This window comes from Methanobrevibacter sp. YE315, assembly GCF_001548675.1.
Taxonomy (GTDB): Archaea; Methanobacteriota; Methanobacteria; order Methanobacteriales; family Methanobacteriaceae; genus Methanocatella.
The window spans coordinates 1,497,348-1,520,669 of record NZ_CP010834.1; the positions used below are offsets into that span (position 1 = coordinate 1,497,348).

The 23,322-nt window shown below is 35.4% G+C and carries 19 protein-coding genes and 2 tRNA genes; 6 read left to right on the plus strand and 15 right to left on the minus strand.

Annotation, left to right across the window (positions count from 1 at the left end):
• Window positions 1–90 precede the first annotated feature (90 nt).
• The 3 genes from TL18_RS06675 to TL18_RS06685 all read right to left on the minus strand — a co-directional run bounded on the left by TL18_RS06675 (window position 91) and on the right by TL18_RS06685 (window position 2,380).
• Window positions 91–507 (minus strand): MarR family winged helix-turn-helix transcriptional regulator, encoded by a 417-nt coding sequence (locus TL18_RS06675; protein ID WP_067043244.1) that lies wholly within the window; start codon window positions 505–507, stop codon window positions 91–93.
• Entirely contained in the window at window positions 497–1,867 is a 1,371-nt protein-coding gene (locus tag TL18_RS06680) for an MATE family efflux transporter (protein WP_067043247.1), read from the minus strand. Before TL18_RS06680 ends, TL18_RS06675 begins: the two co-directional genes overlap by 11 nt.
• A 138-nt stretch (window positions 1,868–2,005) precedes the next feature.
• A complete protein-coding gene (locus tag TL18_RS06685) occupies window positions 2,006–2,380 on the minus strand; it encodes a helix-turn-helix domain-containing protein (RefSeq protein WP_067043250.1) in 375 nt (124 codons plus the stop codon).
• Between the two features lie 215 nt (window positions 2,381–2,595).
• On the opposite strand from TL18_RS06685, the gene TL18_RS06690 reads away from it, so the two are divergent.
• Window positions 2,596–2,997 carry a pyridoxamine 5'-phosphate oxidase family protein gene (locus TL18_RS06690; protein ID WP_067043253.1) on the plus strand — a complete coding sequence of 134 codons (402 nt, stop codon included), beginning with the start codon at window positions 2,596–2,598 and terminating at the stop codon, window positions 2,995–2,997.
• A 24-nt stretch (window positions 2,998–3,021) separates the two neighbouring features.
• On the opposite strand, the gene TL18_RS06695 is transcribed toward TL18_RS06690, so the two are convergent.
• On the minus strand, window positions 3,022–4,059 hold the full coding sequence (locus TL18_RS06695; protein ID WP_067043256.1) for an aldo/keto reductase: 1,038 nt from the start codon (window positions 4,057–4,059) through the stop codon (window positions 3,022–3,024).
• Window positions 4,060–4,153: 94 nt separating this feature from the next.
• On the minus strand, window positions 4,154–4,594 hold the full coding sequence (locus TL18_RS06700) for a cyclophilin-like fold protein (protein ID WP_197031818.1): 441 nt from the start codon (window positions 4,592–4,594) through the stop codon (window positions 4,154–4,156).
• A 106-nt stretch (window positions 4,595–4,700) separates the two neighbouring features.
• On the opposite strand from TL18_RS06700, the gene TL18_RS06705 reads away from it, so the two are divergent.
• From TL18_RS06705 to TL18_RS06720, 4 genes are all read left to right on the plus strand, one after another.
• A complete protein-coding gene (locus TL18_RS06705; protein ID WP_067043259.1) occupies window positions 4,701–5,675 on the plus strand; it encodes an alpha/beta hydrolase in 975 nt (324 codons plus the stop codon).
• Between the two features lie 49 nt (window positions 5,676–5,724).
• Entirely contained in the window at window positions 5,725–6,258 is a 534-nt protein-coding gene (locus TL18_RS06710; protein WP_067043261.1) for a flavodoxin family protein, read from the plus strand.
• 561 nt (window positions 6,259–6,819) lie between these two features.
• Window positions 6,820–7,713 carry a phosphate uptake regulator PhoU gene (locus TL18_RS06715; protein ID WP_067043264.1) on the plus strand — a complete coding sequence of 298 codons (894 nt, stop codon included), beginning with the start codon at window positions 6,820–6,822 and terminating at the stop codon, window positions 7,711–7,713.
• 123 nt (window positions 7,714–7,836) lie between these two features.
• Window positions 7,837–9,123, plus strand: coding sequence for a DUF3100 domain-containing protein (locus TL18_RS06720; protein ID WP_231483592.1), 1,287 nt, complete (start codon window positions 7,837–7,839; stop codon window positions 9,121–9,123).
• Between the two features lie 388 nt (window positions 9,124–9,511).
• Here TL18_RS06720 and TL18_RS06725 read toward each other — a convergent pair whose 3' ends face one another.
• From TL18_RS06725 to tgtA, 8 genes are all read right to left on the minus strand, one after another.
• Window positions 9,512–10,126, minus strand: a complete 615-nt coding sequence (locus TL18_RS06725) for a hypothetical protein (protein WP_067043270.1) — start codon at window positions 10,124–10,126, stop codon at window positions 9,512–9,514.
• A 310-nt stretch (window positions 10,127–10,436) separates the two neighbouring features.
• Window positions 10,437–11,753 (minus strand): hypothetical protein, encoded by a 1,317-nt coding sequence (locus TL18_RS06730; RefSeq protein ID WP_067043273.1) that lies wholly within the window; start codon window positions 11,751–11,753, stop codon window positions 10,437–10,439.
• A gap of 334 nt (window positions 11,754–12,087) precedes the next feature.
• A complete protein-coding gene (locus tag TL18_RS06735; RefSeq protein ID WP_067043277.1) occupies window positions 12,088–13,245 on the minus strand; it encodes a thiolase domain-containing protein in 1,158 nt (385 codons plus the stop codon).
• Between the two features lie 12 nt (window positions 13,246–13,257).
• A complete protein-coding gene (locus tag TL18_RS06740; RefSeq protein ID WP_067043280.1) occupies window positions 13,258–14,295 on the minus strand; it encodes a hydroxymethylglutaryl-CoA synthase in 1,038 nt (345 codons plus the stop codon).
• 143 nt (window positions 14,296–14,438) lie between these two features.
• Window positions 14,439–14,512, minus strand: a tRNA-Gly gene (locus TL18_RS06745).
• A 9-nt stretch (window positions 14,513–14,521) separates the two neighbouring features.
• Window positions 14,522–14,595: transfer RNA gene (locus tag TL18_RS06750), tRNA-Gly, on the minus strand.
• Between the two features lie 292 nt (window positions 14,596–14,887).
• Window positions 14,888–15,556, minus strand: a complete 669-nt coding sequence (locus tag TL18_RS06755) for a class I SAM-dependent methyltransferase (RefSeq protein WP_067043283.1) — start codon at window positions 15,554–15,556, stop codon at window positions 14,888–14,890.
• Between the two features lie 4 nt (window positions 15,557–15,560).
• Complete coding sequence (gene tgtA / locus TL18_RS06760; RefSeq protein ID WP_067043286.1) at window positions 15,561–17,540, minus strand: tRNA guanosine(15) transglycosylase TgtA; 1,980 nt, start codon at window positions 17,538–17,540, stop codon at window positions 15,561–15,563.
• A 267-nt stretch (window positions 17,541–17,807) separates the two neighbouring features.
• On the opposite strand from tgtA, the gene TL18_RS06765 reads away from it, so the two are divergent.
• Window positions 17,808–19,019, plus strand: a complete 1,212-nt coding sequence (locus TL18_RS06765) for an MnmC family methyltransferase (RefSeq protein WP_067043289.1) — start codon at window positions 17,808–17,810, stop codon at window positions 19,017–19,019.
• Here TL18_RS06765 and TL18_RS06770 read toward each other — a convergent pair.
• Together TL18_RS06770 and glmS are read right to left on the minus strand one after the other, a co-directional pair.
• Window positions 19,016–21,139: an Ig-like domain-containing protein gene (locus TL18_RS06770; RefSeq protein ID WP_067043291.1), complete on the minus strand. Its 2,124-nt coding sequence runs from the start codon at window positions 21,137–21,139 to the stop codon at window positions 19,016–19,018. The two genes, TL18_RS06765 and TL18_RS06770, sit on opposite strands and share 4 nt — an antisense overlap.
• Window positions 21,140–21,533: 394 nt before the next feature.
• Window positions 21,534–23,318, minus strand: coding sequence for a glutamine--fructose-6-phosphate transaminase (isomerizing) (gene glmS, locus TL18_RS06775; RefSeq protein ID WP_067043294.1), 1,785 nt, complete (start codon window positions 23,316–23,318; stop codon window positions 21,534–21,536).
• Window positions 23,319–23,322: the final 4 nt, after the last annotated feature.

Sequence of the window (23,322 nt, forward strand, 5' to 3'; positions counted from 1 at the left end):
GATAATACCTCAATTAATATTTTAATCAAATTATTTATAAATAGATTTTGTATTGAAAAAGTAACCAAAAAATGAAATTATTATGTGGTTTTATATTAAATCCACACATATCTTTCTGAGTATCTTTAAAAAATCATCATACTCCTCATCAGTCAAATTCTTTTTAAGTATCTCGTCCCATTTTTCATCATAATCCATGATCTTTCGTGCAATTTTTCCGCCTTTAGCAGTTACCTTGATTATCTTTTTTCTCTTATCTTTAATTCTTGCTATGATTTCCTTTTCTTCAAGCTTCTTGACGTTTCTTGTAATTGTACTTTCACTTAAGTGGAAAAATTCCGCCAGTTCTTCCTGACTTATTCCTTCCTCCTTATAGATTTTCACCAACAGAGGATGAAGTCCGAAGCTTAATCCATCCTCCTTAAGGATTTCATTAATGTATTTGGCATGACTCCTATAGATTAATGAAATGAAAGGAGGGGATGGAACGTTTTCATCATCCATCATTGTCTCTACCTCTAATCAGTTTGTTAATGTATAACTCTATTGCTACATATGCGATAAGAGATCCTATTCCTCCCCCTACAAGCATTCCGTAGTAAATTCCATATTCCCCCATGTTGAAGACAAATCCCATGACATATGAGAAAATCAATACCAAGAGGAATTCCCTTATTGCTGTTAAGATAAAAGATATTGTACCTTTCCCAACACCCTGAAATATGTTACCTGCACTTGCACCGAATGGAACATACAGAATGAACAGGCACATTATTTGAAGGAAGCTTGCAATCAACGGTTCCAATTGTGCACTGCTTTCTGAATATGAAAATATGAATGCAATCTGATTGGAAAATATGTTAATTAAAATACATACTACTAATGAAGCAATGAAAGCTATTTTAACAGCATACCTTAATGTAACCCTTAAATTTTCGTATTTTTTAGATCCATAGGCCACTCCCGCCACGGATATTGCGGCAGTTCCTATACCTATTGCCGGAAGCATACCAATGCTTATTATTCTCCAGCCAGCGGTATAGACGGCTACTGCTACAGGACCTGAAGCAAGTGTGAGCATGAAATTGACTGCAATTGTCAATGCGGATAGAATCAATTGCTCCAGACTGGCAGGAATACCGACAACCAAAATGTCTTTGTACATTTTCAAGTCATTTTTGAAGTTTTCACGTGAATATTTAAGGAATGTGTCCCTTTTTACAAACATCCAGTAAAGCATCACAGCCAATGCGATAATGTTTGCAATGACTGTTGCCCACGCTGCCCCTGCAACCCCAAGATTCAATGTGTAGATGAAAATCGGGTCAATGATAATGTTTATTATTGCTGTCAGTGCAATTGGAACTGTTGACCTTTTTATGTCCCCTTCCGCTCTGAATGCACCTCCAATTATTGGCGGCAGCAATATTGCAAAAGCAAATGTGAATATTACAATTCCATATTCCATTGCGTAATTTAGAACGCTTGATGCCCCCATTACATTAAGTAACGGCTCTAAAAATATCAATAAAATAGCTGAAACTAATATTGAAAGTATTATTCCTAAAATCAAATTGTGAATCGCTGCGTTATTTGCTGATAGCTTATCTTCAGCTCCGATATATCGTGATATCAATGAGTTACCACCGGCACCTATTCCGTTTCCAACTCCTATCAAAACCATGAATAATGGTGTAATGTATCCAAGTGCTGCCAGTGGCTCTGCACCCAATCCTGCTACCCAAATGCTGTCAATGATGTTATTTGCAAAAATCAACAGCATGCTGGCAATGATTGGCAATGCCAATTTGTTTATCGCTTTTTTCGGATCTCCCGTAATCATTTCTATGTTTTCATTCTTTTCCATGATTTACCTCACTTGTATATGCAACTGTATACTTGTATATGCAAGTGTCATATATAAATGTTTTGATACTGATTGAAATTCAAAATCCTTTTTTAAAAAAATTTCATACGGCAATTTCACTTTTTAGATGATGATTGCCTAATCAATCTTCAGGTTTGACTTTAGTATCTGAATAGACTCTTCCTTTTCTTGTGAAGGATATGCTTCATCTTCTATTGAAAACATTCCCAGTTCATATATTACCTTATTGAGCCTTTTTCCCCTCTCGGTCAAACTATATTCAGTTGACTTGAAATTTTCCTCAAAATTAGTCTTTTCAATTATTCCTTTGGATTCCAAGTCTTTCAGGGTATCGGCCAATACCTTATTGGTAATCTTTGGATTTGATTCCTTGAACTCAGAAAACTTCTTTTTTCCGTAGAACAAATCCCGGATTATATGAAGATGCCATTTCTTGCTGATTATCTTTAATGTTTGGTTTACCGGGCAGTTTTCCTCATCCATCATCCCCATCAAAATCACCGTAATTGTCACTGAATGTATTTTTATGAACTTTAATATTTAATATTTTTAGTTACTGAAAAGATACTAAAATTAATGTAATAGATTAATTTGATTAAAAAATGATTTTAGTTACTTTTTTAATACAAAATGTTTATATGCTCATTCTAATAATTTATTACTAACTAGATTCGATTTATCTAGAAAAAATTTACGAGGTGATAAACATGTCCAACCAATTGAAAGTAATTAAATTTTTGGCCGATGCCAGAGTTTTCTATGTGCTGACCGTCGATGGAGAACAGCCAAAAGGCCGTCCGTTCAGCTATTTCACAGTCTATGACGATAAGATATTCTTCTCCACAGGAACCCATAAAAACATCTTTAAACAGATTCAGGAAAATCCTCATGTTGAAATTTTGGCATGGCACGGAAACAAAATCATGCGCTATGACGGAATCGCAAAAATCGTTGAAGATGACGAACTGACTAAGGAAGTTCGTTCCGCCAGTCCGACCATAGCCAATGAATACGACTTAAGGCAGTGGGACTTCGGCCATTTCTATCTGGAAGATGGTCATGTCGAAATCAAATTCCTCTTGGATCCTGATGAGGAGTTTGACCTCTAATAAATATAATCATTACTTTTTGAATTATATCACTTTAGTGTGCTTGGCCCATACCCTATCATCATCACTGGCAGTAACCTTATTGTCTGCCATGACCCCCACAAGGTCGTGTGCAACATATGGCTCCTCCAAATAGCCAATATCATCATCGGACAATTCCAGATCCACTGAATTGACCGCACCTTCAACATGATGTGTTTTGGTTGCCCCGACAATAGGGGAAGTGATCTTGGTCAAAAGCCAGGCCAGAGAGACCTCAGTCATTGAAACGCCATAATTTTGTGCCAGTTCATCAACCCTTTTGATTATCTCCAAATCCTTGGATTCGCTTGACTCGTATTTCAGTTTGGCATAGAAATCCTCATTGAGCCTTTTTGATTCAGTACCTGGAAGCCTTGAAAGCCTTCCTGAAGCAAGCGAACTGTAAGGGGTTGTTGCAATGTTGTCGGTTTTGCAAAGAGGAATCATTTCGCGCTCCTCTTCTCTGAAAATCAGATTGTAATGACCCTGAACAGAGACGAATTTTGCAAATCCTTCAGATTCCGCAAGCGCATTTGCCTTTGCAAGCTGCCATGCAAAACAGTTCGAAATCCCTATATATCTTACCTTTCCCTCATCTATGACCTCATTCAAGCCTTCGAGAATGTCATACATTGGAGTATTATAGTCCCACATATGATAAATATAGAGGTCAATGTAGTCAAGGCCCAAATTTTCAAGGCTCTTTTCAACAAAATTATGGATGTGCCTTTGGCCTGAAACATTGTTTTTGATTTCCTCTTCAGATCTCGGCAGAAATTTGGTGGCAACGACAATATCATCCCTTACGGCATTTTCCCTAATCGCCTTTCCCAGGTACTGCTCTGAAGTTCCGTTTTGATAGCCTATAGCGGTATCGAAAAAGTTTATTCCACTGTCCATCCCCTGGCTGATGATTTCAATGGATTCCCTTTCGGGCAACGTCCAGGTATGCATTCCGTTATTCGGGTCTCCAAATCCCATGCATCCCATACAAACCTTACTGACCTTCAAATTCGAATTTCCCAACTTAACATATTTCATATTACCACGCAGCAATCCTTAATTAAATAAAGGAACTTATTTCATTTTCTTTAAGGTTATTTCCTAATCTAACTGATTAAAGCCGACTTAATATCTATTTTAAACTTAACTCCAATACCACATCTCCGGTGCCCAGAATATCTTTTAACTGATTTGAATCTGCATTTTGTATTTTTCCTATCTTTGTGTAACTCCATGAATGTGAGTCATAAAACAATGATATCTGATTTCCCTGATACAGCACAATGTCTCCAGGAGAAGTATTGAAGTTTTCATCATTTGTCGGTAGAGAGAAACCCAAATCCCCGACCTTTTCAAAATTTCCGTAATCTGTTGCATTTACGGTGACATTGCTTTTTTCCAATGCCTTCAGCAGTTCCTGTGTTGCGGAATTGTTTTCCAACTCAACATCAAAGACATCATCATTTACTTTTATTTTAATCATATTATCATCCATATCCTTTGCACTGGCTGCAGATAAAGCAATCAAACTTAAAATTATAATGATTAAAGTAATTTTTTTAAATAAAGACATAATATACCCCTTATTTTTATATTTTGCATTGTTCTATTACATAACTAATTTTGACAAATACAACCTTTAAATATTTTGTTTAAGAAACTAACATCAAGTGATAATCATGAAATGTGAAAATCTAGTATTGACTGAAGAATGGGACAAGGTCTTTGACAAATCCGACAAGGTGCATCATGAAAAAGTAACATTCATTAACCGTTATGGAATAACTTTGGCTGCAGACTTATACAAGCCATTGGATGTCGATGGCAAGTTGCCGGCCATTGCATGTGCAGGACCATTCGGTGCCGTTAAGGAACAGGTTTCAGGACTCTATGCACAGACATTAGCTGAAATGGGCTTTTTAACAATAGCTTTTGACCCCTCATTTACAGGCGAAAGCGGAGGCGAACCTCGCTTCATGGCATCCCCCGACATCAACACCGAGGATTTCCAGGCTGCAGTTGACTTTTTGGCAACCAATGACGAAGTGGATGCAGATAAAATCGGAATCTGCGGAATATGCGGATGGGGAGGAATGGCATTGAATGCGGCATCCCTTGATACACGCATCAAAGCGACAGTAACATCCACAATGTACAACATGACCCGCCAAATTGCAAAGGGATACAATGATGAAGCGGATACTGCCGATGCAAGACATGAAATGAAAGTTGCCCTGAACAGTCAGAGAACCGAAGACTACAAAAATGGGGAATATGCAAGAATGGGAGGAGTGGTTAAAGAAGTCACTGACGATTTGCCTCAATTCGTAAAGGACTATCATGACTTTTACATTGAAGAGTTAGGCTACCATCCAAGGTCTCCCGGATCAAATGACGGATGGAACATGACCGGATGCATGTCATTCATTTCACAGCCTATAATTGCATACTCCGATGAGATCAGGTCAGCCGTCTTAATAATTCACGGCGAAAATGCCCACTCCAGATATTTCTCTGAAGACGAATTCGCCAAATTAACTGGAGACAACAAGGAACTGATGATTATACCTGATGCGGTTCACACAGATCTCTATTATAAAACAGACGTGATTCCATTTGAAAAAATTGTAGAGTTTTACCGTGAAAATTTATAGTTAGTTTTTTTTACACTAACTTTATTTTTTTTAATTTTGAGGTTTTAATATGGAAATATTGGTTTTGAAAGGAAGTCCAAACAGAAAAGGCTCATCAAATATGCTGGCTGACAGTTTCATTAAAGGAGCAATCGAAGCAGGTCACAATGTTGATGAAATAGATGCCGCTCATGCAGACATTTCACCATGCATAGGATGTGTACACTGCGGATATGAAGGCGAATGCTCTTTAAGTGATGATATGGATGAATTCAGAAAAAAAATATTAAATGCAGATATGCTCGTTTTTGTAACTCCACTATATTATTACGGAATGTCTGCCCAACTTAAAATATTAATTGACAGGTTCTGTTCAAGAAATTTCTCAATCCAGCAAAAGCACATGAAATCTGCGCTTTTGACAGTTGCGTATAATTCAGATGACTGGACATTTGATGCTCTTGAAGCTCACTATGATACATTGCTCAGATATCTTAATTTGACTGACTGCGGTAGAGTTTTAGGTTACGGCTGCGGAACTCCGTCAATGACAAAATTTTCCAGATATCCCGATGAAGCTTACAGGCTTGGAAAAAGCTTATAACAGTTAATGTTTTCATTTAATATCATGTAATGAATCCGTTCACGGCATTTCCAATAGCTAACCTAACATTAACGATTCCTATTTGGAATATGAATTCTCTTACACTGTGACATACGGAACATGAAAAATGTGAAAATATCACATATAAGAGTATTAAAGAAAAAATGCCTAAAGTATAATCCTAAAAATAATAACTTTAACATCAACGGGTTTTTACTATTTGAATCATATTTTAAACTGCAACATGGAAATCTTTTTTTGATAATTTTTTTGAAATGCAATAATTCTTCCAATGAAAACATGTTGAAACTCCCATGTCTTTTTATTTCGTTTAAATATATTTTCATTATTTTTAATTCTCATTATCGGAAATCATGATTTTTGAAATATGTTTTTCACTTAATTTAATTCACATTTTATGAATAAAAATTCACATTTTAGCAAAGTTTAAATAGAGTAAAATCATTGTTTTTATTATATGCAAATATGAATATGTTTGCATTCACAATAAAATTTCTTTGAAGTTAATATTTTAAATTTAATTGATGGGGATGATTTCCAATGGCACGGAGCGATAAGACTTTAGAAGATATTTTGGATGTTATTTTTTATGATAAACCGGCTACTCAAGATGAAATTGCTGAAAAATTAGAAATCAGTCGCAGATATGTTACTCAATTGCTTAAACCGTTAATTGAAGAAAATATTGTCAAAAGGGCTTATGTCATCGATTTGAATAAATATGATGAAATATATGGTTCTTCAAATCCCATTTTTAATATAAAACAACATTCAGCCTTTTTTTTAATTGAAAACATGCTAAGCAGCATGAGCGAGCATGTTAAAGAACAGGTTCAGATGTCTTTTGATGCTATTTTGAATAATGATAAGAAATTGGCAGAACAAGCTTTAAAACTGGATTTTACCACAAATAATATGTATGAAAAAGTTCGTTCCTCTGTTGAAACTATCATTGATGTTGATCCTCATTCCAAACTTTCTAAAATTTTATTATTCAGCGAAGCAGCATACAATTATGAACGCATTGGAGATTATTCTGGCCATATTGCCAAATTTGTCATTAATGAGAAGTCCCCCGTCGATGATGAACTTTTAGGCATATTAAAAAAAATGCATAAATACGCACAAAAATCAATTTCATATGCAACTGATGCCTTTATTAATGGTAATATCGAATCACGTGGAAATTTGAAGGATACAGAAGAAAAAATCCATGAAACTCAACAAAAAGCTATGAATCTTATCGCTAATCAGATGGTTGAAACTTCTTTTGAGGATATTGAAATGTCTAATTATTATATATACATATCACGTGTAGTGAAATCATTCGAAAGAATGGGTGATATCTCAGTGGAAATTATGGATTTGGCTGCTGAATTTCATAAGGATATTCCAAGACCAACAACTCCACGTTCATTTAGAGAAAAAATTTAAAAACAATGCCAAATTTCTTTTCTTTTAGGAGGAGATTTTATATCAAATAATAAACCACAAGAGACATTTAGGGGAAAAACTGATAGGGCAATTAAGAAACGACCCCCATGGAAGGAATATAACTTGCATATAGTCTGTCTTGTTCTAGTTGTCATCTCAATGGCCATTGGAGTTAAAGAGATTAGAATCACTGATACCATAAGTGTTTTATTATTGCCTTTAATATATGCTCTAATTATGGGTTTGGCTCTTTTTTTAGCAAAACCTATAAAATTTGTAGGTGAGAAGCAATCAAAAGTAGCTGAAGGAGCTATGGTTTTATTTATAGGAGCCTTAATTGCTAAATTAGCTATTTCAAGTGGACAATCTATTGATATTATTTTTAATGTCGGCCCTGCCTTGATTTTACAGCTTTTGGGGGATTTAGGTACTCTTATAGCATTGCCTGTTGCTTTGCTTTTAGGATTTAGAAGAGAAGTAATCGGTATGGCAAGTTCCATTTGCCGTGAACCGAACTTGGGAATCATTATCGATAATTATGGTTTCAAATCCCCTGAGACACGGGGAGTCTTAGCCATTTTTGTAATAGGATCCATTATCGGCACTCCATATATCAGCTTTTTGGCAAGCATAAGCATTTCCCTCATACCTTACCATTCATATGCCTTTGCAATGGCTTCAGGCATAGGAAGTGCAAGTATGAATGCTGCAGCGTTGGTTCCATTGGTGCATATGTACCCTGCTATGGCTACCCAATTGGAGGCCTTTGCAGGATGCAGCAACATTCTTTCTTTTTGTTTAGGCATTTACATGTGCATGTTCATTTCCTTGCCTCTTGCAGAAAAATTGTATAAATGGCTATCTCCAATCATAGGTAAAGGTGAGGGGAAAACCATTGATGATGAATATGCTATTGAAGGAGTGAAAGATGATAAATATGCCACTTCTGAGGATTTAAGTTCAGGTAAGATTGAAAGATGGGTCACTTTTCTTGTACTGTTCTCAATCATTGTCACAGTTGGAAATTTCATAGGTTACCATACCCCTTTGCTTGATGTATTCATCGGAATGCTAATAATTTCAATTATTACCCTTATCGGAATGTGCCTTGAGAGGATAATTCCATGGGACATATCATCAATCATTTATATAAGTTTAATCGGTATTTTTTTAGCCATCCCTGGAGTTCCAACCTCAGACATCATAATTCCTTATGTTTCCCAAATTGAATTAACTACAATATGCACTGCATTTTTAGCATATGTCGGTATTGCAATCGGTAACGATTGGGAAGAGTTTAAGAAGATTGGTTGGAAAGGAATCATTATAGCAATAATTGTAATTTCTGGAACTTACCTTGGTTCTGCAAGTATTGCAAATCTGGTTTTATTTGCAACAGGCATGATTTAATCTATTTTCATTATTCTAATCCGGTTAGTTTTCCTATTTTTCAATAAACATCTTCAGATACAATTTTAAAACAAAACTGATTGAAAAGTATGTGTAAGTGGTACGACTTTTTCATAAGTTTCAATATAACTAGGCTCCCTGACCTCTTTTACCACTTCATCATTTAACCTTACCAATCACTAATGGAGAATCAGGGTCGTGAAGCTTGAAATTCCTTTTAACAAGTTTTGTGGAGTAATTTGCATAATATATCCGAGATTATACGCAATTATTGTGAAATTTATTCATTAACTATTAAACAAAATCAGTTGTCAAAATGATCTCTATAACTCTATAATATTAAAAAAAACAAGAAAAGAGCTATTTAAATAGCTCTAAAAAAATGAAGTTATTCTAAAAAGAAGCTTCCTTTTCTTTCAGCTTCCTTATATGAAGTATAAATTTCATATGCATCGGCACCGTCATTTTGACCGCCTACAATAACTCCATCGGAATTGTAATAGAAGTTGTATTCAGCACAATAGAATAATGTTTCATTATCTTTTAAAGTGGAATTTTTAGCAGTTGCATTATCATATTGCACTGTGCTGGCAGTTGAATTGGATTCAGTGTCTTCACTAGTGGAGGAACCTTCAACTATTGTAATATTTTCTTCTAGTTTGCATGGATTATATTTTTCGTTGCCTGTGTAATTGACAATTACTTTATGAACACCCAGTTCTTCATTATATAAAACCAGGTACGCATTTCCATCCTTATCAGTGACCACTGAGTAGTTTTCAAATTTTCCGTTTGCTTCAAAGCTGATGTTTAGTTTTTGAGATGCAATTGGATTGCCTTGTGCATCTACAAGTTGTAATTCAATATTGTCTCCATTCTTCAATGTTTTTTCATTCAACATTTTTATTTCAGTGTTTTCCTTTGCATCGGCAGCAATTACGCTTCCAGCTGCAAAAGCAACAATGAAAACACTTAAAACCAATAATATTATCTTTCTGTTCATAATATTGCCCCCATTATTATATATTTTTAATATATAAAGTTTTTTTAGAATATGTAAAGAATTTCATACAATTATTTAAATATACTTTAATTTCACTACGCCAGCATTATAATCTTTATCCAATAGTGCAAGAATAGCATGACTTAGTAAAATTAACAAATATCTCAAATAAGAATTTAGCTAGAAAGCAATAGAAGAAAAAATAAATTATAGGGTTGTTAGGCCCTATCCACTTATTGTTAATATATGATGAATCTGAAACTTCTTTTATAACATTACCTCTTTAACATTTCCGATTGAAAGTTAAAGTTCATCTTTTACGGCATGAAATAACAAGTGAAAACAGCACCAGCACCAACATTGCAATAGGGTTTCCTGTTGGATTGGCAATAATTTTAGATGAAACCTTTACTATTTCAGAACTGCTGTTGGAAGACACATTTTCTGAAGACGGATCAACAGGCACATCCTTAGAACTTTCATTTTCAAGGAGCTCAAATAAGACCGCATCATCAATCTGCCCAGTACAGTAATGTAGATTTTCCATATTATAATACTCCAAAATCGTTTTGACAATAATGATTCCAGGTATTAGGGTATTAAGCCTACTAGGAACAACATCAATTATTTTTTGACGGTTTTCTTCTGTATCATCCTTGATATTATCCAACAGTTCATCCAACATTGAAACAGGAATGACAGTTTCATCCTCATTTATGAAGCCAAGTGAATTCAACATCAGCTTGGTGGCATAAACAGTGCCTCCAGTACCATATAAATCATTAATTGGATTTGTATTTTTGATGTCCAATTTTTTTAACTCGCTTAATGTCATGTTTTGAATATTGAGTCTTTCTGTTTCATTTGGAAAAGTTCCGTTGACAAATTCATTATAGGCTGAGTTTGACCCGAAAGGCATACTGGCCACTATTGAGGGATTCCTGTTTACAAAATAAATAATTTCACAACTTCCCCCACCCAAATCTATATACAATCCATTATCATTAGTAAGGTCCATTTCTTTAACTGCCTTAAAACCAAGTTCTGCTTCCTTTTCACCACTTATAACATGAATATCAATGCCCAATCTATTTTTTACAGCGGTTACCACTTCGTCAGGATTATCTATTTTCCTTAAGCTTGCTGTTGCAAAAACGTAATCCTTTATTACCCCATTTGATTGCATTACTTCACTGTAATATTCAAGTATGGAAATTAGCTTTTCAATGCCCTCGGGAGTTAACTTGTTGTTTTGAGTGTAGGAAGAGACAACAGAAGATTCTGCCAGAGAAATCTTTTTTGTTACTTCATTATTATGCACATCATATATATTCAATCCGATTACATTTGAACCGAAATCAACAATTCCATATATCCCCTCTGGTTTATTGTTCTGTGCTGAAGGAGGCTCTGAAAGCGTTTCACTAACGTTTGAACCTGAAGCAAGGATTGTTTCATTATCCATATCTGAATTATGCAGCATTACACTTTGATTCAAATCCTGGCTTAACATTACTGAATCAGTATTGTTTAAATCCTCCGCACTGACACAAGAAATTGTTAAAATAGAGAGTATAAAAATTATCAATATGCCAAATTTTCTTGATTCCATAATAATATTATTCATTTAGTACCTTTTATACTTTTCACATTGAAATCAAAAAAAATAAACATTAAAGTATATATTTGTATAAAATATACGACACCATAATAAAATGTGTTCAAAGTGTTTCACTTGTCTTCTGAATAGAAATATTTCAATTGGAGTTTTTGAACATGATTCTCTGAAAGATTATATAAAACGCCTGTGGCTTTTGCAAATGAGGTTTACAAAGATAATATTGATGCAAATGCCCAGATTCAGTAATGTCTCCCTGAACTTTTGCAGAAGTTGTCCATCCCCAGCTTAGCATCAAAGCGGGAGTATTAATTATTATAAAAAAAAGAAAAGTAAAAGAGATTTATAAATCTCTTCCGAAAATATGTACGGCTGCAGTACCACCGGTTCCTCCAATGTTGTGGGTCATACCGATTTCTGCACCTTCAACTTGGCGTCCGCCTGCTTCTCCTCTAAGTTGCCATACGATTTCAGCAGCTTGAGCAATACCTGTAGCACCTAATGGGTGTCCACGTGCCTTAAGACCACCTGAAGAGTTGATTGGGAAATCACCATCAATTTCAGTTTGTCCTTCTTCAATAGCTATTCCACCTTTACCTTTTTCGGCAAATCCTAAGTCTTCAACAGCTAAAAGTCCGTTGATTGAGAAACAATCATGCACTTCAGTCACGTCAATGTCCTTTACAGTAACTCCTGCCATTTCATAAGCTTTTCTGGAAGCCACTTTAGTAGATTCAATGGTAGTGATATCTTTTCTGTCGTGTAATGTTAATGTTCCGGAAGCTTGTGCAGAAGCCTTTACATAAATCGGAGTGTCAGTGTATTTCTTTGCCATTTCAGCAGGCACCATTACAACAGCTGCTGCTCCGTCACTTACAGGGGAACAGTCAAGAAGTGTTAATGGATCTGCCACCATAGTGGAGTTTATTACCTTATCTACGGTGATTTCAAATGGGAACTGGGCATTTGGATTTTTAGCCGCATTCTTATGGTTGACTACTGAAAATTGTGCCAATTGTTCACGAGTAGTGCCGTATTCGTACATGTGTCTTTTTGCAATCATTGCATATAATGATGGGAATGTAGCTCCTTGCTGTGCTTCCCATTCCTGGTCAGATGCAGTAGCAATAGCTGGAGTGGCGTCAACCACATCAGTCATCTTTTCAACACCTGCAGAAATTACGACATCATGATAACCAGATGCAACTGCCATAATACCTTGTCTTAAAGCCAATCCTCCAGAAGCACAAGCAGCTTCAACTCTTGTTGCTGGAATTGGATTAAGACCTACGTGATCGGAAATAAGAGCTGCAATGTGTTCCTGTTCTACGAAAAGTCCTGAGGACATGTTTCCAACAAACATTGCTTCAATATCATCACCATCAATACCTGCGTCAACCAGTGCCTTTACACCGGCTTCAGCAATCAAGTCTCTAAAAGAGGAATCCCATAATTCACCAAATTTTGTCTGTGAAACTCCTATAATCGCAACATCTCTCATATTTAAGCCCCCTTACATTTTAATTTTACCTTTGAATTTAGCATAAACAGCATAATCAACGTATGTTTTATCATTAATGATTTCCTGTGTTTTTGGAGCTAATTCTCTTCTTTCAACAATTTCATCTTTAACAGTTATTGTAAAACCATCACTTCCTGCACCTGATCCATAAGAGATAACGAAAATATTATCTCCAGGTTCTGCAACATCCAAAATATTGGACAATGCTAAAGGTACAGCACCAGAATAAGTGTTTCCAATGTTTGGAGTTAATAATCCTTGTTTGATTTGTTCTGATGTGAAACCTAACTTTTTACCTGCTCTTAAGTAGAACTTACCGTTAGGTTGATGGAAACAAGCATAATCATAATCTTCAGGTTTGGAATCAGTTTCTTCGAATAGCATCTTTGCAGCGCTTAATACATGCTTGAAGTAAGCTGGTTCTCCTGTAAAACGACCACCGTGAGATGGGTAGTCTTGGCCTTCTCTTCTGTAGAAATCAGGTGTATCGGTTGTGAAACTGCATGTGTGATTGATGTCTGCAAGAGTATCCTTTTCACCGATGATATAAGCTGCTCCACCAGCAGATGCAGTGTATTCCAAAGCATCTCCAGGAGCTCCTTGTGATGTATCAGCACCAATAGCAAGTGCATATTCTACCATTCCTGATTTTACAAGACCCATAGACATTTGAATACCAGCAGTACCTGCTTTACATGCAAATTCCAAATCAGCTGCAGTCAACTTTGGAGTTGCACAAACCGCTTCAGCTACAATGGAAGCAGTCGGTTTTACTGCATATGGATGTGATTCTGAACCTACATAAACAGCACCAATCTTGCTTGGGTCAATTTGAGCTCTTGCTAGAGCGTATCTAGCAGCAGTAACTGCAATGGTTGCAGTGTCTTCATCGGCAGAAGGTACGGATTTTTCATTAACAACCAATCCATTTGATAAAGCTACAGGGTCATCACCCCATACCTTTGCAATTTCTTCTACCTTAATCCTATATGAGGGAACATGCGCCCCATATCCTACTATTCCTACCATTAAATCACCATAAAATAATAATCTTAACCAAATTAAAAATTAATTTAATTATTTATATTTTATATTTATTATTATATAAAATTAACTAAAAAAAAGGATTATTTAAACAAAATAAGAATTTTTAAAAAAGTAATTATCCAAGATGCAGTCGCCGGGATTCGAACCCGGGTTGTAGGCTTGGAAGGCCCAAGTAATAACCAGACTATACCACGACTGCATAAAAAAATGCGGCGTCCGGGATTTGAACCCGGGTCTCTAACGTGGCAGGCTAGAGTCTTAACCAGGCTGGACTAACACCGCATGAAAAGTAACAACAAATAAACTTATGTTTTAATAATATATAAATCTTTGCATTATTTACCGGTTATTTGTTTAATAATAAGTTTATCCTCAGAATCAACTGTTCTAACCAAAATGATTACAGCAAAGTACACTATAATCGAAACGGACATGGCTAGACATAGATTTTATATGGATCCATATATTGGACAGTTAAGATTGTCCAAAAGAAAGCACAAATACTAACAAGCATCAGTGAAATCGACAAACCCATATTTCAAATACTGTTTACATTATTATCCGAATTTTTACATTAGATCTTTTTAGCTGTCACGCAAATCCAATCGTTTTCATCATTGATATAAGCCTTGAAATCATCAAAGCCCGCAGTCTTAAGGGATTCTTCCAAAACATCTTCTGAATAGATTTTCATGTCTAATAATTCAACAAGATCATCATATTTATCCATTTCACCTTCCCTATATACTGCTTCATTACAAATGAATATGAATCCACCTTTTTTAAGAACCCTATTTACTTCTTTTAAATCATTTATGAAATCTGGCCAGAAATAAATAGTTTCAAAAGCGGTTGCAATATCGAAAGTCTCATCGTAAAAAGGCATTTGAGAAACGGAACCCTGCAAAACGTTTACGATTCCCTCATCAATAAACTTCTTATTCAATGCAATTGATTTGTCAACACTTACCTCTGAATAGTCGATTCCAACAACCCTTCCGTTTTCAGAGATTTGTTCTGCGAAACGTTCAATGTTTCTTCCGCCGCCGCATCCGATGTCCAATATTTTGCTGTCTTCGTTAATTTGAAAGTGACTGACTCCCCATTGTGCCATTGATTCATGGGATTTATTCATTCTGTCCAATATCTGATGGCCCAATTCACCGACGGGTTTTCTTGCATTTATTATTAATTCCTTATCTTCAATATTGTGGCCTGTGTTAACTTTATCATTATCTTTCATATTATCACTTTTTCATTCCTTTACGTGTCTTAATGGCCTGTCCTGTATTGAATGATTCAATTTCACAGGCTCCTAACAGTGATTTTCCATAAGCAAGTAATTTATCCTCTTCATTTACAATCAATACTTCATCCTTTGCCCTGATATTTTCATCGCATTCGACAACGAATTTGGAAAATACGCTTTTACCGTCAAGTGCAAACGGTTCTGAATCCTTATTTACAACAACCCTATTTTTAGGATATGGCATTGCATTGTGAAGCCTTTTTGCACCTTCTTTTGACAAAATCAAATATGAATCTGAAGCCCTCATATTTACAATCAATGTTTTGCCGTCATAGATATGTCTGATTTTTCCTGTTTTTTTACTTTTTTCAATGTTGATGTTTCCTGTAAAGAGTGCTTCTCCGGCACCAACTCCAAATTGATAATCTGCAATGGCCTTTATCTTTTTGACATCATCCTTTTTGTATCTTATTTCATTTGAATCAGTGCATTTGTTGTAAAGGCCAACATCAAGATCCTTAATTATTTTTGAATGAATCAATACCTGCTCATAATATTCTACAAATTCAGATATGAAATCCTCTACAAATTCTATGCTGTCAACATCACGTGTTTTTGGCGCATCATTTTGACTTAAAGGATAGACTTCATCAATTTCCAGTGGAATCAATCCGAACGGAACATCCAAAACCATAAAGTCAGTATTATCCAAATCTATTTCCTGTTCAGCTCCATAAATATAAAATTCCCCCAGTTTTCCGGAGATGAATTTTGAGTAAGGCTTTCTTGTTGGAGGAAGTATTATCAAATCTCGTTTTTTAGGCATTTCACGCAATTTCTGCATGTGCCTTAACACTTCGCTTCTGCACAAGGATTCAGGGCCTGTGTAGAAGAATGCTGATTTTTTGCTTCTAGGGTCATATTTTTCTAAATCACTTGAATAGTTTCCAAGCTGTCTTACAGCCTCCAACAGTGCAGGGTGTGCTCTGCATCTTTCTTCAACGAGTTCCATCAAGTTGCCATCATATATGGCTTGCCTGATTAATCTTAACTCTGCAAATGAAACATATAGATTATGTTTGGCAATCAGATCCCTTCTCTGTTCCTTAGGCATTGCCCTTAAATCATCAGGAGTGTATTTGGCGCACACTTCACAAGAGCATGGCATTTCCTGCAAGTTTTCCAGTTTGAATGTGCCTCTTGTTGATAAAAGCCTATCATCTTCAGCATATAGGATATAGGCTGCTGAGTCAAACAGGTCGCATCCCATTGCAACGCACAATGCAAATATCATCGGATGGCCGGCACCCATCAAATGGCGTGCGGTATTGTCAGGCAGTTCCTTCATTGAATTCATTACAACATCAACAAGATCCTTATAGTGATATGATTCCATTAAAGGAACAACCGCTCCAATTGGATACAAATCAGCATCGAGTTTGGACAATTCACGTGCACATTCACGTCTTAAATCAAGGAAAGTTGAACCTTGAACAACGGAATTCAAAAGCATTTCCATATTCTGTTCCTTTTTGAATTCGACTGCTTCCCTTGCCCTTTCCAGAGTTATTTCCAAATCGCTTTCAGCTTTTTGCCTTTCAACAAAAGGAGCTGTCGGAATGTCCAGGCTAGTTCCGATGTCAGTTTTGATTAATTCCTGAAATTCTATTACTTCCTTGTTTGTTATTTCCACATCACCATAAACAGATAACTGAAATGAACCTGAATCGGTCATTATTGGGCCATCGAAGTTGATTAACTTATGTAAACCTTCATCAATGGCTTTCTGCTTCAGTTCTTCATCTTTATAAATTAGATATGCATTTGTAATAACAATATCAGCACCATATTTGCCGACTTCTATTGCTTGCTTTCGCGGATGAATAACCGGCATCAATGCGGGAGTCCTTACATCACCATGTTTGGTTTTTAAAACTCCAACACGACCCATATTATCTTTTGCTTTAATTTCAAACATTTATATAACCTTAATTGTATTATTAATAATAAATATGCCTAAAATAAAATATTAAAGGCAAAAATAATTCTTTTTTAAAAAAAATCATCTCCAAAAAATGGAGTTACTACTTATCTAAATTAAATTTTAATTAGAAATTATATAAATTTTGCTCATATGACAATTAAAAAAATAAATCAAATCATTAAAAATAGCTGAGAGTCGAAAATTGTGGCAAATTAAAAATAATCAATAAATATTAAAAAAACTAAATTTATTATAGATAAGATGAGTTACGAAAATAGTGCCAGAATTATTAACGATGATATTTTTGATTTGGTGAATGAATATTTTAGTAAAGAAAGAAGTAGTCGAAATAATGAAAGTAGGCTTAATTTTTTTGATACTTACAACGATTATTTTGTTTTAACTGATGATGGATCTTATTCTATTAATTCAAAAGAAATAAATAACAAAATTGAAACACTTCATACATCTACAGGTGCAATAAGTGAGTCATTTGAGAAATTTATCAAGCCGATGAAGTTCAACTATGAAGATGATATTGCGATTTTGGACATCTGCGCAGGACTGGGATACAACACATCTGCCGCAATATCCGATTTTTTAAAGAACTCCGATAAAAATCTAACCATAGACATGGTGGAAATCTCAAAAGCAACACTTGCATGCGGCCTGTTGGTCCCATCCCCCATTAAGGAACATGATATTACAAAAAAGGCCATTGAAAATGAATTGATAAAACAAGGTTATGCGACATTGGAATTGGAAAAAGGCGAAATTCCACAAAACATCAGCATCAACGTCTATATTGAGGATGCAAGACAGACCGTGCAGAAACTAAAAGACGATTCATATGATGCAATATTTCTGGATCCGTTCAGTCAAAATATGGCTCCGGAACTGTTTTCAATTGAATTTTTTAAGGAATTCAGACGGGTAATAAAGGACGATGGAATCGTTGCAACCTATACCTCATCAGCACCAGTTAGAGCAGGATTCATTGAAGCTGACTTTTACATTGGCCAAGGCCCTATTTTTGGAAGAAAACAAGGCGGAACACTGGCCAGTCCCAATCCACTAATGTTGGATACCGCCCTTCCAAAGAATGATGAGATTAGGATTGCGCTTTCCGATGTCGGAATACCATTCAGAGACCCTAATTTAAACAGCAGCAGTGAAACTATTTTGAATAACAGAACAGAAGAAAGGCATGCTGCACGCCACAACACAAAAATATCCTCGGCCGTCAAGACACCAATATTTTTAGGCGACGAAATGGATGATGAAAAACTGAAAAGACGCGTTGAGCGTAACTTGGAAAAAATGAACATTCCATCAACAACATCAAAAGAAGCTTATTATATTATTGAATGCGAAAATAATTACTCTAAAATACAGGATGAAAAAAACAACTCCAGAAACAGAATTCTGGATATGAAAAAAAGATTAAAAAAAGTTAAATCAGGAAATTATTAATCTTTTATATAAACATAATCTCCTGCTAAAAGGTCATAAGCGTCCTGTTTTGTAGTTTTTACCGGAGTAGTCAAAGCAGTTAAATCTCCACCGCCACCACCGTGGTTATGTCCATAAATGGACCAGTCAGAGTCACAGTCAGCGCAGATTATAATACCTTCGGCACTTCCCCCTTCCATGTTACCGGTTGCAGGGAAACGGCCCCAGTTATCATATTCATTACCTGCAAAGAAAATGCTCCAATAAAGATTATGGCTTCCACAGTATGAACATGTTCTTGTTAACTGTACCTTATAGAAAGTATAACCATATTTTGACTCTTCACTTGCTGTTGACGGCCTACCAATAGCTAAAATAGTTTTTCCATCAAGAGAAACACCATTTTCATCATAAACATTGGTCCCCTTACCTAAAACATAGACCTTTTTGGTTAACTTATAACCCGTTTTCAAATCTTCACATACTGCATTATATGTGCCTTCATTGAGCTTGAAGCTATAAGTAGCAACACCATCGGTGTTTGTTGTAAGAGTCTTTGCCACATTATTGATTGTTATCTTCATTTTAGTGTTTTTTGCAACACTGCCGTCTAGATTCAAAAGGGTGGCAGTGAATTTAGTAGTAATGCCTTCAATGGCCACAACGTCTGAAGCAACAATGGTAGCACGATTGACTGTAACTTTTGTACTGAACTGATAGCCTGTCCTTGGATCGACAGGTTTAATATAATAGGTTCCTTTCTTATCAAATTTGAAAGTTAAAGTTGCAACACCATTGTCATCAGTTGTAACCGTCTTTTTAACTCCATCAACATAAATATTCATCTTTTTGTTTTTGGCTAAAGATTCGCTGACGTACAAGGTAAGCTTATACTTTGTATTTGTTCCCGCAAAAGTGGTTATTGTTGCAGGAGCATCTATAGGAGACAATACCTTGATTTTGTTTGTTTTTTTCTCTCCAGTGACCGGATTAATCAATTGAATGGAATAAGTCCCCGGAAATGAATTTACAGAAATTTTAGCATAACCGTTTGCATCGGTTTTTATGGTATAGTCCTGATTAGTGTAATATCTAACATTTGAATTTGCCAATGGTTTGGCGTCTGTACCATAGAATCTGGCGGTGAATACTTTGGCACTCAAATAATGCTTTTCAAAATCACTTGAAACAATTGAATCCTTAACAGTGATTTTATTGGAAATTGTATCTCCGCCCGGATGTATTGACTTAATGGTATAGGTTCCAGGTGCCATATTAAGAGTTATTGAAGCAACACCATTGGAATCGGTTGTTTTGGTATAAGAATTTGACCCAACAAATTTGAATGTGATATCCTTATTGGCCAAAGCCTTACCTGTACCGTCTAAAAATTTAGCGGTGAACTCAGCGCCCTTACATACAGTCATATCCTTTGCTGTAACCGCATGCTTGACGTTGATTGTATTGGTTACCATATCCCCATTAGGATGTATGGAATTAATAGTATAAGTTCCAACAAGCATATTAAGGGCTATTGAAGCAACACCATTGGAATTGGTTTTTCTGGTATAACTGTTAGATCCAACAAACTTGAATGTAATGTCAGTATTGGCTAAAGCCTTTCCTGTGCTATCTAAAAATTTAGCAGTGAATGTAGAACCTGCCTTATAATATGCAACAACATTACTTGCTGAAACTACATGTTTTACTGTAATAGTATTTTTAGAAGTAGCTGAATGACCATAAGCCATTGAAACCATATAGGTGCCCGGCTTTAAGTTATACAAAGCAAATGTGACTTTACCGTTTGAATCAGTATTTTTTGTATAGGTAGTGCCGTTTACCCAGAAATTAACAGGAGCCCCAACTAAAGGATTTCCGTTTTTAGTCAAAACGCCTGAATATTTATTAGTTCCCTTATAATACATTGTAACATTATTAGCTTGCATAGAATAAGAGGATTCTTCTGACGAAACTTGTTCATTTGTTGAACTATCTTGAGGAACCATCGATGGTGGTTCATCATCCAAATCGCTAGCAATCACATCATCAGTTCCATTGTTGTCTGCAGCTGAAACTGCAGAAATAGATAATATGAAAACTAGTAATAATAACACAATCTTTAATTTTTTATTAAACATAAACGTTAACTCCATCTAACATTCTTATTTAATGGTATCAAGCTTTTTGTATAAAAAGCTTTTTATTTTGAAAAAAAGCTCAAATAATGTTAAATAAGTAAAAATAAGCAATTATAGGTTAAAAAATATAATAAATATGTTAAATTAATTGAAATTATTATTAAAAGAAAAAAATCCATTGAAATCAAAAATTTCAAATTCAATAAAACCATTAAAAAGTCTTAAAAACAGATGAAAAAGCATTTCAAGTAATATTATTGAAAAAACAGCAAAATAAAATAAAACAAAATTAAACTGCTTAAAATCGAAAAAATAAGATAAAACAAATCCTTATTTAAAAAACTGAGGAATAATACTTAAAAAAAGAAAAAATTAAATAAGGTTAAAAAAACCCTTATTCAACAGTTACACATTTTGCTAAATTTTTAGGTTTATCAGGGTCGTGACCTTTCTCAAGAGTAATGTAATATGCGATTAACTGTAAAGGTACGATGTATACCAACGGTGCAATAATTTCTTTGACTTCTGAATTTATTGCAATAACATCATTGGATTTTGCCCTGAGGGATTCATCATCATCAGCCCCAATAGCCAGCACATTAGCTCCACGGGATTTTACTTCCTCTAAATTACTCATGGTCTTTCTATAATTGTCTCCCGGTGGAATGATAACAACAACAGGGATTCCTTCATCAATTAAAGCTAAAGGACCGTGTTTCAATTCACCGGCAGCATAACCTTCACCATGAATATAAGTGATTTCCTTAAGTTTCAATGCACCTTCAAGTGCTGTCGGGTATGAATAGCCTCTTCCCAAATAGAAAAAGTCACGTGCGTAATTGTATCTTTTTGAAATGTCTTTAATAAATTCGACATTTTCAAGAGACTCATCAATGAAATCAGGCACCTTGTCAAGCTCCTTAAGCAGTTCATTGTTTTTAGCAAGCAATGCCGCAAACAGATAGATTGATGTTAACTGGGCCACATAGGTCTTTGTTGCCGCAACTCCAATTTCAGGACCTGCCTGAGTTTGAATTACATATTGGGCCCTTCTGGTAATGGAAGAACCTGCCACATTTACAATACCTAAAGTTTTTGATGTCTGATTTGCAACATCCAATGCCTTAAGTGAATCTGCTGTTTCACCTGATTGAGAAATGAAAATAACTAAAGTATTATCATTTAAGGTATTTGCTGAATATTTGAATTCTGAAGCCAAAATCACATCAGTAGGAACTCCTGCAAGGGATTCAATAAGATATTTGCCTGTTAATGATGCATGATATGATGTTCCGCAAGCTACAAAGCATATCCTTTGAATGTCACCAACATCGTCAATGATGTTTTGAATGTTATCCTTTTGAGTTAGAGTGTTCCTAACGGCAATTGCCTGTTCATTAATCTCCTTAATCATGAAATGATCATAGCCTTCTTTTTCAGCCATTTCAGGAGTCCAGTTGATTGTGTCAATTTCTTTGTTGACCACATTATCGAATTCATCATGAACAACAACACCGTCCCTGTCTATGATGACGATTTCACCTCTTTCCGGATATATTATATCACGGGCATATTTCAAGATAGCCGGTGAATCTGAAGCGAGATAATATCCTTTTTCCCCAATTCCAACAATCAGCGGGGAATCCTTACGTGTTGCAACAATTTTATCAGGTTCATTTATGGAAATTGCTGCAATCGCATATGCTCCTTCAATCACTTCAATTGTTTTTCTAACGGCATGCTCCAAATCAAACTTTTCATCCATGAATTTCTTAATCAAATGGGGGATGACTTCAGTGTCAGTGTCAGATTTGAAGACATGACCTTCAAGAATCAGTTTTTCCTTAATTTCCAAATAATTTTCGATAATACCGTTGTGAACGACTGCAACGGTTTTGTCTTCATCAACATGAGGGTGTGAATTTAATTTGGACGGGTCTCCATGTGTTGCCCAGCGAACATGTGCTATACCAAAGTTTCCAGGCATATCAGTGAGATTTAATTTCTTATCCACTTCTTCAATTTTTCCCTTATCCTTTTTAATATGGATTTTACCATCGAAAAAAGTAGCTAATCCAATTGAGTCATAGCCCCTATATTCCAGCTTTGAAATACAGTCAAAAAGGATTGGCGCTACATCTTCTTCATCCTTCAAAATACAACCAACAATTCCACACATCTAA